The 15326-nt window shown below is 70.4% G+C and carries 9 protein-coding genes; 3 read left to right on the top strand and 6 right to left on the bottom strand.

The annotated features are described in order from the left end of the window. Nucleotides 1-414: 414 nt before the first annotated feature. A complete protein-coding gene (locus ABZT18_RS20265; RefSeq protein WP_355252168.1) occupies nt 415-1662 on the top strand; it encodes a hypothetical protein in 1248 nt (415 codons plus the stop codon). A 1-nt stretch (nt 1663) separates the two neighbouring features. Continuing rightward, nucleotides 1664-2368: a class F sortase gene (locus ABZT18_RS20260; protein ID WP_354996225.1), complete on the top strand. Its 705-nt coding sequence runs from the start codon at nt 1664-1666 to the stop codon at nt 2366-2368. A 71-nt stretch (nt 2369-2439) separates the two neighbouring features. Here the strand turns inward: ABZT18_RS20260 and ABZT18_RS20255 are convergent, their stop codons facing one another. Next, entirely contained in the window at nt 2440-7521 is a 5082-nt protein-coding gene (locus ABZT18_RS20255) for an NAD-glutamate dehydrogenase (protein WP_354996226.1), read from the bottom strand. A 287-nt stretch (nt 7522-7808) separates the two neighbouring features. Between ABZT18_RS20255 and ABZT18_RS20250 the strand changes: the two genes are divergently transcribed. Beyond that, complete coding sequence (locus ABZT18_RS20250; protein ID WP_355252165.1) at nt 7809-9773, top strand: penicillin-binding transpeptidase domain-containing protein; 1965 nt, start codon at nt 7809-7811, stop codon at nt 9771-9773. A gap of 146 nt (nt 9774-9919) precedes the next feature. Here ABZT18_RS20250 and ABZT18_RS20245 read toward each other — a convergent pair whose 3' ends face one another. The 5 genes from ABZT18_RS20245 to ABZT18_RS20225 form a co-directional block, all read right to left on the bottom strand. Beyond that, a complete protein-coding gene (locus tag ABZT18_RS20245) occupies nt 9920-11287 on the bottom strand; it encodes an arginase family protein (protein WP_355252162.1) in 1368 nt (455 codons plus the stop codon). A 66-nt stretch (nt 11288-11353) separates the two neighbouring features. After that, nucleotides 11354-12271, bottom strand: a complete 918-nt coding sequence (locus ABZT18_RS20240; protein ID WP_354996229.1) for a tetratricopeptide repeat protein — start codon at nt 12269-12271, stop codon at nt 11354-11356. A 172-nt stretch (nt 12272-12443) separates the two neighbouring features. Further along, nucleotides 12444-14132 (bottom strand): methylmalonyl-CoA mutase family protein, encoded by a 1689-nt coding sequence (locus ABZT18_RS20235; RefSeq protein WP_355252159.1) that lies wholly within the window; start codon nt 14130-14132, stop codon nt 12444-12446. Between the two features lie 188 nt (nt 14133-14320). Beyond that, entirely contained in the window at nt 14321-14581 is a 261-nt protein-coding gene (locus ABZT18_RS20230; RefSeq protein WP_354996231.1) for a hypothetical protein, read from the bottom strand. A 140-nt stretch (nt 14582-14721) separates the two neighbouring features. Next, on the bottom strand, nt 14722-15132 hold the full coding sequence (locus ABZT18_RS20225; RefSeq protein ID WP_354996232.1) for an Asp23/Gls24 family envelope stress response protein: 411 nt from the start codon (nt 15130-15132) through the stop codon (nt 14722-14724). Between the last annotated feature and the right edge of the window lie 194 nt (nt 15133-15326).

The following is a 15326-nucleotide window of genomic DNA, read 5'->3' as shown; positions in this document are numbered from 1 at the left end:
TCGACTCCCTACCTGCGCGGTGTGGCTCCCCGAACCGCGTTCGCCGATTCTCGCATGGGAGCGCTTCCATGGCAATGGCTCGATGCCTTGCGCCCCCGGGGCCGCCCTGGGCCCGTTTCGGACGATACCCCCGACCATGCCCGAGCCGCACCAGCACGACCCTGCCCGTCGCTACCGGACGACCACAGCCGGCCACGCACGGCGAGCACGGAAGGCCGTGGCACGCACGGAACAACGTGGGCCAGCAGAGACGGCGCTCTCCCCGGCGAAAGCCGCGTAGCACTCCTTCACCTCTTAGTTACACCAAAGCTCAGAACACGAATCTTTCACTTCATAAGTCATGAAACCGTCTAACGTCGGTCTTAGCTCGGTTGTCGCCGGGCTCAGGACAACAGGGATGGAGTGACGCAGGTCATGGCTAAGAAGATGCTCGGGAAGGTCGTTGCGGGTGCCGCGCTCGGCGGTGCATCGCTCCTGGTGTTCGCGCCGGGGATCGCGTTCGCCGACGGACACCACGACGGCGGTAAGGACCGTGACGGCAAGGTCTTCGCCAAGCCGCACGTCGTCAAGGCAGGCGAAGAGGTCAAGCTCCTCGAGATCTGCCCGGATCGGCAGGAGCACGCGTTCGTGTGGTCCAAGGTCACCGGCAAGGTCAAGCTCAAGCCGGTGCACGACGACCGGGGCGAGGACCGCGAGTGGCGCGGGGAGGAGAACTCCTCCGACCGCGACAAGGGCAAGGACGAACACGGCAAGGACGACAAGGGCAAGGACCACGAGGGCAAGGACGAACACGGCAAGGACGACAAGGGCAAGGACCACGAGGGCAAGGACGAGAACGGCAAGGACGAGAACGGCAAGGACGACCACGGTAAGGGCGAAGACGGCAAGGGCGAAGACGGCAAGGACAAGCCGCAACCGCCCGCTGACGACGCCCAGCCCGGCGGCCAGGGTGGCGGCGCTGCCGCCGACGCCCACGGCGACGAGGGCAGCAAGGACTGGAAGGGCGAAGAGCACGGCCAGGACGCGGAAGACAGCCGCGACAAGAAGGACTCGGACTCCAAGGACGAGGGCAAGAAGGACTGGGAGTCCAAGGAGCACGGCGAGTACGGCTCGGACGAGCGCAGCTCGGACGAGTACGGCTCGGACAAGGGCTGGGAGTCCAAGGAGAACGGCGAGTACGGCTCCGACGAGCGCAGCTCCGACAAGAGCTGGGAGTCGAAGGAGAACGGCGAATACGGCTCCGACGAGCGCAGCTCGGACGAGTACGGCTCGGACAAGGGCTGGGACTCCAAGGAGAACGGCGAGTACGGCTCCGACGAGCGCAGCTCCGACAAGAGCTGGGACTCCAAGGAGAACGGCGAATACGGCTCCGACGAGCGCAGCTCGGACGAGCGCAGCTGGGAGAAGGAGCGCGAGTTCGTCTACTACGGCGAGGCCAAGGTCGACAAGGACGCGAAGCCGGGTCGTTACGAGCTCAAGGGCTCGTGCGGCGAGGGCGAGCTCGTCGTGCTGCCGCACGGCGGTGTCGACGGTGGTGACGGTGGCGCCAGCACCGGCACCGACCGTGGCCTGGCCACCGGCGGGGCGAGCGTGCTCGGCGCTGCCGCGCTGGGCGGGATCGTGCTGATGCGTCGTCGGCGGACCGATGGTTCCCTCGTCTGACGTGACGGCGACACGGGCCGGCGGCCGTCACGGGAAACCGTGGCGTGCCGCCGGCGCGGCCGTCGTCGTCACCCTGGCCATGGTCGGCGCCGGCATGATCGGCGCCTCCCTGAAAACCACGCCCGCTCCCCGCCCGCCACAGCCGCTGGCCCAGGCCGGCCCCGAGGTCAGCGGGCCGGCGGTCAACGGCACCGACGTCCCTCCGGTCGACGGGGAACCCGTCGCGCAGGGGGACGCTCCGGCCGGACTGGCCCGTTCCGCACCGACCACCATCGAGATCCCCCGGATTGGCGTCAACGCGCCGCTCATGTCGCTGGGCACCAACCCGGACGGCACGGTCCAGGTTCCCCCGCTGGAAAAGGCCGACCAGGCCGGCTGGTATGAGCCGGGCGCGAGCCCCGGCGAGACCGGCAACGCGGTCATCGTCGGTCACGTGGACTCGGCGAAGCTCGGCCCGGCCGTCTTCTTCGACCTCGGTTCCCTCGTCCCGGGCGACACGATCACCGTGGGGCGGGCGGACGGACAACCGGTCGCCTTCCGGGTCGACTCGGTGAAGTCGTACCCGAAGACGTCCTTCCCCACCGAGTTGGTCTACGGGCCGAACGACCGGCCCGGTCTGCGCGTGGTGACCTGCGGCGGTCAGTTCGACGAGACCGTCAAGAGTTATCCGGACAACGTGGTCGTCTTCGCCACCCTGGTGGAGTGACCCGCCAACACGAACGCGGTCCGGCCGGTCGGGTCACCCCGTCCGGCCGGACCGCGTCCGGTGTACCTGAGTCAGGCTGCGGCGGAGGTCCGCACCAGGGTGCGGATCTGGCGCAGCAGCACCGACAGGGCGGCGAGATCCGCCCGCGACTCGTCGAACTCCCCCATCGCCCGGCGGGCGCGGTGGATCGGGGTGGCGTTCGACTGCTCCCACTGCTGCACCCGCTCGTGCGGCGGCAGCTCCTCCGGGGTCGAGTCGAGCACCTCCGCGGTGAGCGCGGCCAGCGCGGCGTACAGGTCGTAGCGCAGCGCCATCCGGGCCAGCGTCTGCCAGCGATCCTCCCGCGGCAGCAGGGAGATCTTCGACAGCAGCGAGTCCACCCGGAACAGGTCGGAGAGCACGAAGTAGACCGAGGCCACCTCGCTGACGTCCCGCCCGCTGCCGGTCGCGGTCTCCACCACGTCCATCAGACCGAAGCTGTACATGAGCCGCGTCGCGCGCTCCGCCAGCTCCCGGGGCAGGCCACGATCGGTCATCGAGTCGATGTGCGCCACGATGCCCTGCCGCTCGGTGCCGTAGAACAGCTCCTCCAGCCCCGGCAGCAGCCGGGCCACACCGTCGCGCAGCCGGGCGATCTCGCCCGGCACGTCGATCGGCGAGCGCCGGTTGGACACCAACCACCGCACCGCACGGTCGAGCAGCCGCCGAGTGTCCAGGTACACGCTGGTCTGCAGGTCCGGCGCGATCTTGTTGTCCAGTGCCTCGACCGCGTCCCACAGCTCACGCAGCCCGAACACCTCGCTGACCACCACGTACGCCCGGATCACGTCGGCCGCGCTGACCGCGGTCTCCTCGACGACCCGGAAGACGAACGAGATGCCGCCCCGGTTGATCGCCTCGTTGACCAGCACGGTGGTGACGATGTCCCGGCGCAGACGGTGCCGGCCCATCCGGTCGGCGAACCGCTCACGCATCGGCGTCGGGAAGTAGTTGACCAGGACCTCGGTCGTCCACTCCTCGTCGGCCAGGCCCTCGGTGAGGATCTCCCGCTCCAGGACGATCTTCACGTACGCGAGCAGCACCGCGAACTCGGGCGCGGTCAGCCCCGACTCGCTGCGGACCGCCAGTTCCTCGTCCGGCGGCAACGCCTCCAGTGCCCGGTCCAACGCACCCGAGCGCTCCAGGTCGTTGATCATCCGACGGTGCACCGGGAGCAGCGAGGCAGCCTGGGCCTGGGCGTTGTTGATCGCCCGGGCCTGGTCGTAGTTGTCCCGCAGCACCAGCTCCGCGACCTCGTCGGTCATCCCGGCCAGCAGCTCGTCCCGCTCGGCCGTGGTCAGCTCGCCGTCAGCGACCGCGGTGTTCAGCAGGATCTTGATGTTCACCTCGTGGTCGGAGGTGTCCACCCCGGCCGCGTTGTCGATGAAGTCGGTGTAGATCCGGCCACCGGTCAACGAGTACTCGATCCGGCCGAGCTGGGTCCAGCCCAGGTTGCCGCCCTCGCCCGCCACCCGGCAGCGCAGGCTACGCCCGTCCACCCGGATCGCGTCGTTGGACTTGTCGCCCACCTCGGCGTTGGTCTGAGTGGACGCCTTGACGTAGGTGCCGATACCGCCGTTCCAGAACAGGTCCACCGGAGCGGTGACGATCGCCTTCATCAGCTCCTGCGGCGAGAGCTGCGTGACGTCGTCGTCCAGGCCGATCGCCGCCCGGACCTGCGGCGTGATCGGGATGGACTTCGCGGTACGCGAGAAGATGCCGCCACCGGCCGAGATCAGCTCCGGGCTGTACTCCTCCCAGGACGAACGGGGCATGTCGAACAGCCGCCGGCGCTCGGCGTACGAGGTGGCCGCGTCCGGCTCCGGGTCGAGGAAGATGTGCCGGTGGTCGAAGGCGGCCACCAGCCGGATGTGCTCGGAGAGCAGCATCCCGTTACCGAACACGTCACCGGACATGTCGCCAACGCCCACCACCGTGAAGTCCTGGGTCTGGGTGTCCAGGCCCAACTCCCGGAAGTGCCGCTTGACCGACTCCCAGGCGCCCCGGGCGGTGATGCCCATCCTCTTGTGGTCGTAGCCGGCCGAACCACCGGAGGCGAACGCATCGCCCATCCAGAAGTTGTGGGTCTTGGAGATCTCGTTGGCGATGTCGGAGAACGTCGCGGTGCCCTTGTCCGCCGCCACCACCAGGTACGGGTCGTCGCCGTCGTGCCGGACCACGTCCTCGGGCGGCACGATCTGCCCGCTGACGATGTTGTCGGTGACGTCGAGCATCGCGCCGACGAACTCCTGGTAGCAGGCGACCGCCTCGTCCCGGTCACCCGGCTTCTGCTTCAGCACGAAGCCACCCTTGGCGCCCACCGGCACGATCACGGTGTTCTTCACCATCTGCGCCTTGACCAGGCCGAGCACCTCGGTACGGAAGTCCTCCCGCCGGTCGGACCAGCGCAACCCGCCCCGGGCCACCGGCCCGAACCGCAGGTGCACGCCCTCGAACCGGGGCGAGTAGACGAAGATCTCGAACTTCGGCCGCGGCGCCGGCAGGTCCGGAATGGCCTGCGGGTCGAGCTTGAAGGCCACGTACGCCTTCGGCCGCCCGCCTGCGCGCTTCTGGTAGAAGCTGGTCCGCAGGGTCGCCTCGATCAGCGTCAGGTAGGAGCGCAGAATCCGATCCTGGTCGAGGCTGGCCACGTCGTCCAGCGCGTCCCGGATCGTCTCCACCAGCTCACCGCTGCGCTGCTGACGCTCCTCGGCGGTGAGCTCGCCCGGCGCGAACCGGGTCTCGAACAGCTCCACCAGCAACGCGGCGAGCTTCGGGTACGCGATGAACGTCTGCTCCATGTAGTCCTGTGAGAAGACCGTGCCGGCCTGCCGCAGGTACTTCGCGTACGCCCGGAGCACCACCACCTGCCGCCAGGTCAACCCGCCGCGCAGCACCAGCTCGTTGAAGCGGTCCACCTCGGCCTCGCCGCGCCAGGCCGCCGCGAACGCGTTCTCCACGTGCGGGCGCACCTCGGCCAACTCCTGGTGCCCCTCGGGCAACCTCAGGCCGAAGTCGTACAGATACACCCGGCCGTCGATCCGGTCCACCTCGTACGGGTGCTCGTCGACCACCCGGACGCCGAGCGAGTGCAGCACCGGCAGCACGGCGGAGAGCATCATCGGCTCGCCGTACCGGTAGACCTTGAACCGGACGTCCATCGCCTCGGCCAGGTCCGCCCCGGGCACCCGGGTGCCGGGTCGGGGCGCGAGCTGCTTGCGGAACAGGTGCATCTCCAGCTGGCCGGGCTCCTCCAGCAGCTCCAGCTTCGCCAGGTCCTTCATCGCCTCGTACGGCGTGTGCCCGTCCTTGTAGCCCTCCGGGAACGCGTCGGCGTACCGGGCGAACAGGTGCTTGGCCTGCTCGTCACCGAGCTTGCGTTCCAGCACCAGCCGGTAGTCGTCGTCCCAGAGCCGGGTCGCGTCGGCCAACTCCTCGGCCAACAGGTCGGCGTCGATCTCACCGGGCGGCCGGGTCGGGTCGGTACGGACGATGAAGTGCACCCGGGCAAGCATCGACTCGGTGACCCGGGTGGTGTAGTCCACCCCGACACCGTTCAGCTCACGCAGCAGGATGTCCTGCATCCGCAGCCGGTTCTGTGTGGTGAACCGGTCCCGGGGCAGGTAGATCAGGCAGGAGATGAACCGCCCGTACGCGTCCCGACGCAGGAAGACCCGCAGCTGCCGACGGCCAGCCATCCGCAGTACGCCGATCACCGCGTGGTACAGGTCGTCGGTCTTGATCTGGAACAGCTCGTCGCGCGGGTAGGTCTCCAGGATCTGGATCAGATCCTTGCCGGAGTGGCTGCGCCGGCTCAGGCCGGAGCGGTCCAACACCTCGGCCACCTTGCGGCGTACCACCGGCAGCTCGCGGACGCTGGTCCGGTAGGCGGCGGTGGAGAACAGGCCCAGGAAGCGCCGCTCGCCGATCACCTCGCCGTCGGAGTTGAAGATCTTGAAGCCGATGTAGTCCAGGTACGCCGAGCGGTGCACGGTGGCCCGCGAGTTGGCCTTGGTGATGATGAGAAGGCGCTTCTCCAGCACCTTCTCGTGCGCCTCGTGCGTCATCGACGACAGCGACCGGGCCTCCGGCGAATCCGACCGCAGGATGCCCAGACCGGTGCCGAGCACCGCCTCCAACGCCTTGCCGTCGACCGGGTCGGTGGCGTCGTCGCCGGGGGCGCTCACCAGCCGGTACTCCCGGTAGCCGAGGAAGGTGAAGTGGTCCTGGGCGAGCCACCGCAGCAGCTCCACCGAGTCGGTGATGTCCTTCTCCGGCACCGGTGGGCGGTTGTCGGAGGTGCGGGCCGAGGCCAGCTCGTCGGCGAGCGCGAGGGCACGCTGACGCATCTTCGGCCAGTCCTCCACAGCCTCCCGCACATCGGTGAGCACCCGCTGCAACTCGCGGCGCAGCCGTTCCCGCTCGGCCGCGTCCCGGACCGGGTCGATCTCGATCCGCATCCAGCTCTCGATGATGTCGCCGGCGATCGCGTCGTCCGGCTCCACGTCCGCGGAGACCTCGGTGAGCCGGCCCAGCGGCTCACGCCGCACCACCACGAGCGGGTGCACCAGCAGGTGTACGTCGAGGTGGTACGAGTTGAGCAGCGCGGTCACCGAGTCGACCAGGAACGGCATGTCGTCGGTGACGATCTCGACGACCGTGTGGTGCTGGTCCGCGTGCGGTTCGTGGATCCGCAGCTTCAACTCGCCAGGCACCCGCTGCTGGGCGAGGTCCCGGTGTGCCCGGGCCGCGTCGAGCATTTCCTCTGCCGTGAAGCCGACCAGCTCCTCGTCCGGGGCGAACCGCCAGAAACGGCTGACCAGGGTCGCCGCGTCGTGGTCGTCCCCGGCGAGCGCGACAGCCTGGGCCACCAGGCGCTCCGCGTTGGGAACGGGTTCGTCGAGCTCGGCGTCCTCCACATCGTCGGCCAACGCCTCGGTCGGCAGGCCCAGATCGTAGATGGTGTCGATGCTCGACCCGGTCAGCCCGGTGACTCCCGTGTCGAGCCGGCCGTAGCCGTCCCCGTCGGTAGCCGAATCGAAGCTGTCGTCGTCCCGGCCGGTGTCATCCTGCCGGAGGTCGGGTTCCGGTTTGATCGCCGGACGCCGGTCCATCGGTGCCACTCCCCTCGACCCACCGCGTTGTGGGTCACTCTGACGCCCAGCCTAGGCCCTGCCGTTCTGCGCCTCCGTCGGCGGACCACTGGCCGGACGTCCGGATCGGGACTTTGTCCTTTCACCCGTTGCGGGTCCGAGGTTGGCCGGTTGCGGGATACCCCGCCACGCGATGTTCATCACACGGGCGCGGCCCGTCTTTGGCGCGCCCGGCCACCGGGGGACGTCGAGGACACCGATCGCGTACTACCGTGCGGGGGCAGTCCGAGATCGGAAGGACCCGCTCCATGCCCTTGTCGTACCCCCGGCCCCACCGGCCGAACCCCACCGGCCGTCTGGTCGCCGCCCTCACCACGGCGCTGCTCACGGCCAGCGTTCTGGTTGGTTGCTCGGGCGAGGACGGGCCGCAGCGCACCGTTGACGCCTTCCTCGCCGGCTGGCGCAGCGGCGATCTTCAGGCGGTCGGCCTGATCGACCCGACCGGCACCAAGCTGCCGTCGGCCGAGGTGACTCGCGAGATCAAGGAACTCTCCGGTGAGCTGGCGGCCACCCCGCCCACGCTGACGCGTCGGGGCGAGCCGAAGCTCACGGCGGACATCGCGACCGCGACCGTCCAGGTGGAGTGGAACCTGCCCGGTCAGACCCGCTGGGCGTACGACCGGGAGGTGCGGCTCGCTCAGGGCGACGGCGACCAGTGGCAGGTGATCTGGGAGCCCAGGGTGGTGCACGAGCAGCTCACCAAGGGTGACCGGTTGGGGCTGCGCCGCGACGCCAGTGCCCGCGCGGGGGTGCTGGACGCCGCCGGGCAACCGATCGTGGCTTCCCGCCCCGTGGTCCGGGTTGGCGTGCAGCCCAACGAGGTCGCCGACCTCAAGAAGCTGGTCAAGGACCTCGGCGCGGCGTTCAAGGCGATCCGCCCGGCGCTCATTCCCGGCGTCGACCTGACCGACCTGCCCGAGCGGGTGGCCAAGGCCGACCCGGGCGCCTTCGTCGAGGTGGTGTCGCTCCGCCAGGAGGCGTACCTGCAGATCAAGCCCCGGATCTACGACCTGTCCGGCACCAAGTTCATCGCCGACAAGATCGACCTGGCGCCGACCCGGGAGTTCGCCCGGGCGGTGCTCGGCACAGTCGACCAGGCGCAGGCCGACGACCTGACCGCGCACCCCGACCGGTACGTCGCCGGCGACCTGGTCGGGCACGGCGGGCTGCAGGGCCGCTACGACGAACGGCTGCGCGGCGCCCCCGGGCTGACCGTGGTGGTCGAGCGTCCGGTCGAGGGCGGCAAGTTGGAATCCACCGGCACCGAGCTGTTCCGCCGGGAGCCGCAGCCCGGTCAGGCCCTGAAGACCACGCTGGACGTCGCCGTCCAGAACGCCGCCGACGGGGCGCTGCGTGCCGAGTCGCGCCGATCCGCGCTGGTGGCGCTCCGGATCAGCGATGGTGCGGTGCTCGCCGCGTCGAACGGCCCCGGGCCAGCCGGGGAGAACCTGGCCTTCACCGCCCAGGTGCCGCCGGGCTCCACGTTCAAGATGGTCAGCACCCTGGGCCTGCTGGACCGGGGCGCGGTCACCCTGGACGGGCCGGTGGACTGCAAGAAGACCTTCACCGTGGACGGCCGGTCCTTCAAGAACTCGGACAACTTCGAGCTCGGCTCGGTGCCGTTCCGCACCGACTTCGCCAAGTCCTGCAACACGGCGTTCGCCTCGCTGGCGCCGAAGCTCGGCGGCGACGGGCTGGCGGCCGCCGGCCGCTCGTTGGGCCTGGAGGGTCAGTGGGACCTCGGCACGGACGCCTTCACCGGCAAGGTGTCGACGGGCGGCAGCCGGGCCGAGCAGGCCGCAGCCTCGTTCGGGCAGGGCACCACGCTGGTCAGCCCGCTGGCCATGGCCGGTGCCACCGCCGCCGTCGCCCGAGGCCGCTTCGAACAGCCGAAGCTGTTGATCGACCCGGCGCCGGCCAAGTCGGCTCCGGCGGGCGAGCAGCTCAAGCCGGAATCGGTCGCGGCGCTGCGCACGATGATGCGCGAGGTGGTCACCACCGGCACCGGCAGCGCGCTCAAGGATGTGCCAGGCGAGGTCTTCGGCAAGACCGGCACCGCCGAGTACGACGACAATCCGGCCCACACCCACGCCTGGTTCGTCGGCTGGCGGGGCGACGTGGCGTTCGCCGTCTTCGTGGAGAAGGGCGGCGCCAGCACGGCCTCAGCCGTCCCGATCGCCGAGCGCTTCCTCCGCGCCCTCCCCACCACCTGACCCCGAGCGCTGCTCGGCCGCGGTGATCGACTCCAGATCGGCGATGTGGGGGTGTCCAGACAGCCGGGACACCCCCATATCCCCGACAGCGTGACGATCAGCTCAGTCCGCCGCCGTGGAGCCGCGAGTGTGGCCGGAGGGGCGGGTCAGGCTGTGTCGGCGTTGGGGTTGTCACTGGGGTCCGGCGCGGTTGACGACGGTCGCCGCAGCAGGCCTGGGCCTGCCGAAGCGGGTGGGCCCACCGGCTCCCGCTCGACGGGGGCCGGGACGCCGACCGGCTCCGAGTGGATCGGGCCGAGGATGCGGAGCGGGTCCGACTCCGCCGGGGCCAGACCGCCGAGGGACAGCCGGCCCGCCACGTCAGCACCGGTCTGCTCGGCCACACGCACGCCGGACGGCTCCCCCGCACGCACGCTGTCCGGCTGGGCGTCGGCGGAGGAACCGGCACCGGCGGCGAAGTCAGGTGCGGCGTACGGCGCCTCGTCGCGGTGCACGGTTCGCGGGCCGTCGGGTCGTTCAGCGGCGGCTTTGGTCCGGCCGTTACCGCGCCGCGGGCTGGGGGTCGGCCGGGACGAGAGCAGCCGCGGCGGCACCGCCTCCGGGGCGCTGACCGGGGCCAGGCCGGCGACCACGGTGTTGACGATCTCGGCCGCGTACGAGCCGTCCGGGTCGTAGTCGGGGTCGAAGACGGTCAGCTCCACGCCGAGGCAGTGTGGGGTGTCGACCAGGCCTGCGAGCAGGATCTCCAGCTCGGCGAAGGCGATCCCACCCGGGTCGGGAGCGTCCACGGCGGGCATCACCGCGGGGTCGAGCACGTCCACGTCGATGTGCACCCAGTAGCCCGCACAGTCGGCGAGCTGCTCGTGCGCCCACTGGGCCGTCCGGGCGGCACCTTCGGCCCGCAGCGCCGGCACCGGCCGGGTGGTGATCCCGGCGGCCTGGAGGTCGAGCCGGTACTCGTCCTGCGCCCGGATGCCGAGCACCACCACGTCGACGTCGCGGAAGTAGGGCCGGCGCCCCTCCAGCGCGGCCAGGTCGGCCTGCCCCCGCCCGGTGACGAGGGCCAGGTCCTCACCGGCGGCAGCGCCCACGTAGGAGGCGTTGCCGGGGTGCCGGAAGTCGGAGTGCCCGTCCACGAAGACCAGCCCGATCCGCCCGCCGACCGCCTCACCGAGGCGGTGCATGGCCAGCGCCGAGCCGAGCAGCACCGAGCAGTCGCCGCCCAGCACCACCGGGAACTCGCCCCGGTCGATGATCGAGCCGATCCGTTCGGCGAGGGCCAGCGAGTAGTCGGCGATCTCCCGGGCGTGGCACACCCCGTCGCCGGGCCGCCAGTCGCCCGGGTCGTACCGGGGTGGGGTGATGCAGCCGGCGTCGCGGGCCCGCAGCCGGGCCAGCAGGTCATGGTCACGCAGCGCTCCGGGCGCCTTGCCGCAACCCGGAACCGACGTGGACGTCGGCGGCCGCAGACCGAGATTTGTCGGCGCGTCGAGGACGGCGATCCGGCGCATCATGAGCTCCCGTCCTCGGTGGTCGGGCGGGCCGGCCGGAACGCCGGCCCGCGCTGGCGTGCTACGAACTCAGAACAGGGCGCTGGCCAGTGCCCGGCGGGCCGAGGCGACCGCCGGGTCGTCCGGGCCAGCGATGGAGAAGAGCGAGACCAGGTGCTGGCGGACCGTCTCGCGGTCCTCACCGGCGGTGCGCCGGACCAGACCGACGAGCCGGGCGTACGCCTGCTCGGCCAGGCCGCTGAGCACCTCGATGTCGGCGGCCAGCAGCTGGGCGGCCACGTCGTCGGGGGCGCTCTCGGCAGCGGCCAGCGCGGCGGCGGGGTCTGCGCCGGCCACCCGGCGGGCCACCCCGACCTGGGCCAACCCGGCCGTGGCCGCGGCGTCCGCCGGGGCGTCGGCCAGGATCTTCCGGTACGCCTGCTCGGCGGCGTCCAGATCGCCGCTCATCAGCGCGTCGTCCGCCTCGTCGAGGCGCGGGTCCTCCGGCTCGGCGACGGCCACACCGCCGGCCTTGAGCACGGCCTGGATCCACTGCCGCAGCTGCGCCTCGGGCACCACACCGGAGAAGGCGTCGACCGGCTGACCGCCGACGACCGCGTAGACCATGGGGATGCCCTGGACCCGGAACATCTGGGCGATTCGGGGATTTTCCTGCACGTCGACCCGTGCCAGCACCCAGGTGCCGCCGTCCTCGGCGTTCATCCGCTCCAGGACCGGGGCGAACTCGTCGCTCTCCGGGAAGCCGGCCGCGCCGAAGAACACGACGACGGGCATGGCCATCGACCGTTCGAGCACGTCGGACTGGATGGTCGCCTCGGTGACGTCGACGATGTCACCGCCGGAGGTGGGCGTGCCGGGGGCGCCGTTGGACGGGCCGCTCTGCGGGGGTGTGCCGGGGCGGGTACTGGCTGGTGCGGGGCCGCGCAGCGTGCTGAGGTCGACCGCGCCGCGGGTGAAGATCGACGAGGTGATCCGTGGGTCGCTCATGGTTACCTAGTCTCGCACGTGAGCCCGAATTCTCAGCTCACCCGCAACCCCGACGTTGCGACTCTCACGCCCTACCCCACACCCCCGCCGATCTTGCACTTTCTGTCGGGGAGACGCGGCATATGCGGCATCCGCCCGGCAAGCAATTGCAAGATCGGCGGGGGTGTGTGGGTCAGAAGCGGGCGGGTTCGCGGTAGGTGCCCCATTCGGCCCGGAGCGCGTCGCAGATCTCGCCCAGGGTTGCTTCGGCGCGGACGGCGTCGAGCATGGCGGGGATCATGTTCTCGTCGGTGCGGCTGGCCTGGACCATCCGGGTCACCGCCTCGCGGACCGCCGACTCGTCCCTCGCGTTCTTGCGCTCGGTGAGGACCCGGCGCTGCTCCAGCTCCACCTCGTGCGAGATGCGCAGGATCTCCAGCTCCTTGGCCACCGTGCCGGTGTGGCAGTTGACCCCGACGATCTTCTTGTCGCCCTTTTCGAGAGCCTGCTGGTAGACGAAGGCCGACTCGGCGATGTGCCCGGTGAACCAGCCGTCCTCGATACCGCGCAGGATGCCCGAGGTCATCGGGCCGATCTGGTGCGGCCCCTCCCCGCCGAGCTGCCGGATCCGGGCGAAAATCTCCTCCGCCTCGGCCTCGATCTTGTCGGTGAGCGCCTCGACGTACCAGGAACCGCCGAGCGGGTCGGCCACGTTGACGACGCCGGTCTCCTCCATCAGCACCTGCTGCGTACGCAGGGCGATCTCGGCGGACTCGTCGGTGGGCAGCGCCAGGGTCTCGTCCAGCGCGTTGGTGTGCAGCGAGTTGGTCCCGCCGAGCACCGCCGCGAGGGCCTCGACGGCGGTGCGTACGACGTTGTTGACCGGCTGCTGCGCGGTCAGCGACACCCCGGCGGTCTGCGTGTGGAACCGCAGCCAGAGGGCCTTCTCGCTGGTCGCGCCGTAAACGTCGCGCAGCCAGCGGGCCCAGATCCGGCGGGCGGCCCGGAACTTGGCGATCTCCTCGAAGAAGTCGAGGTGCGAGTCGAAGAAGAAGCTCAGCCCTGGCGCGAACACGTTGACGTCCAACCCGCGCGAAAGGCCCAGCTCCACGTAGCCGAACCCGTCGGCCAGGGTGTACGCCAACTCCTGCGCGGCGGTCGAACCGGCCTCGCGGATGTGGTAGCCGGAGACCGACAGCGGCTTGTAGCGCGGAATCTCGGCGGCGCAGTATTCCATCAGGTCGCCGATCAGGCGCAGGTGCGGCTCCGGGTCGAAGAGCCACTCCTTCTGCGCGATGTACTCCTTGAAGATGTCCGTCTGTAGGGTGCCGTCCAGCTTGGACAGGTCGGCGCCCTGCCGCTCGGCGGCGACCAGGTACATGCAGAACACCGGCACGGCCGGGCCGGAGATGGTCATCGAGGTGGTGACGTCGGCCAGGTCGATGCCGTCGAAGAGCGCCTGCATGTCGGTCGCGGTGTCGATGGCGACGCCGCAGTGGCCGACCTCGCCGAGCGCCTGCGGGTCGTCCGAGTCGCGGCCCATCAGCGTCGGCATGTCGAACGCGACCGAGAGGCCACCGCCGCCGGCGCCGAGGATCATCTTGTAGCGCTCGTTGGTCTGCTGGGCGTTGCCGAAGCCGGCGAACTGCCGGATCGTCCAGGTCCGCCCGCGATAGCCGGTCGGATACAAACCCCGGGTGTACGGATACTCGCCCGGCCAGCCGATCCGCTCGAAGCCCGGGTACGCGCTGCCCTCCGGCGGCCCGTAGACCGGCTCCACCGGCATCCCGGAGAGAGTGGTGAAGTCCGCGTCCCGCTTGCGCGCGGCGTCGTACCGGGCCTGCCAGCGTGCCCGTCCGGCGTCGATCTCGTCGGCGTCCATGCGCAGGGCTCCTCCTCGGTCCTCGATTGCACACCGAGTGTAGAGCCCTCGCCTGAACGATCGCTAAGTCACGTCGTACCGGCGGGTAACGTGAGGTGAGCGGATTCCAGGTCGGGAGGCATGCGGGCGCGGGCGGTCATCCCGAAACGGGGACCACCCGCTCCCGCAGCCGTGGCCAGACGACTGATCTAGCTGTTTCGGGTCTTCACCAGGAACGCGTATCCGACCAACTTGGTGCCGTTCCAGTTGTACATCGGGTAGCACTGCTGTGGCGACGTCCACGTGGAGACGTACCCCGGCCGCGCCGCCTTGCACGCCGACATCGTCGAGTACATCGGGCTGTTGTAGTCCGCAAGAGCCGGCGAAGCGGTGCCCAACACCAGGCCGCTGGCCAGAGCGACAGCAGCGATGACGTTGCGAGGGCGGGGGCGACGCGAGATTTTCGCCATCTAAATAGTCCATTCCCGACGAGGTAGTCCATTAAGGACCTTGACGCCAGGAGCCTAGTGGCACCCCCACGACCGCCGAGGCACCGGGCCCGACAAGCGCGTCGGCCGACAGGCCGCCAGCCGATCCGGCCTGTCGGAGGTCAGGCCGTCGGAGTCGCGGGCCCGCCCATCGCCACGTCGTCCACCCGGATGTTGACCTCGTCGACCCGCAACCCGTACGCCTCGACCGCCTCGGTCACCCGCGCCCGCACCTGGCCGGTGATCTCCGGAACCGGCTGACCTGCCTGGATCACCAGCACCAGGTTCACCACGGCCGCGTCCCCGGTCACGTGGGCCGAGCAACCCCGCCGGGCGTCGCCCACCTGGTCCAGCCCCACCTTGTCGAGGAACGAGTTGAAGAACCGGGCCACGTCCCCGCCCAACTCGGCCACCCCGGGCACCGCGCGGGCCGCCGCGACGGCGATCTTCTCGATCACCTCGTCGGAGACCTGCGTCGTCCCGCCGGCCGCCGCCGACACCGTGGTCAGCTCCCGCGTCGCCTCGTCACTCATGTCCCACTCCCCGCCCTAGTCCACGCCTGCCGGCCTCCGGCCGCACGGAAACCACCCGCGCGTCCGCGAGCCTACTGCCTCGTCGATCTAGGGACCGTTGTCGCTTGTGGAGATCGACTCACGACGATAGGCCCTAGATCGGCGGGGTGGGGCGCGACATCCCGCTCGACGAGCGGGGGCAGATCAGAACTTCG

It is taken from the genome of Micromonospora sp. NPDC005291 (assembly GCF_040607415.1).
In the GTDB taxonomy this organism is placed as follows: domain Bacteria; phylum Actinomycetota; class Actinomycetes; order Mycobacteriales; family Micromonosporaceae; genus Micromonospora.
This window is presented reverse-complemented; position numbering and strand designations above follow the sequence as displayed.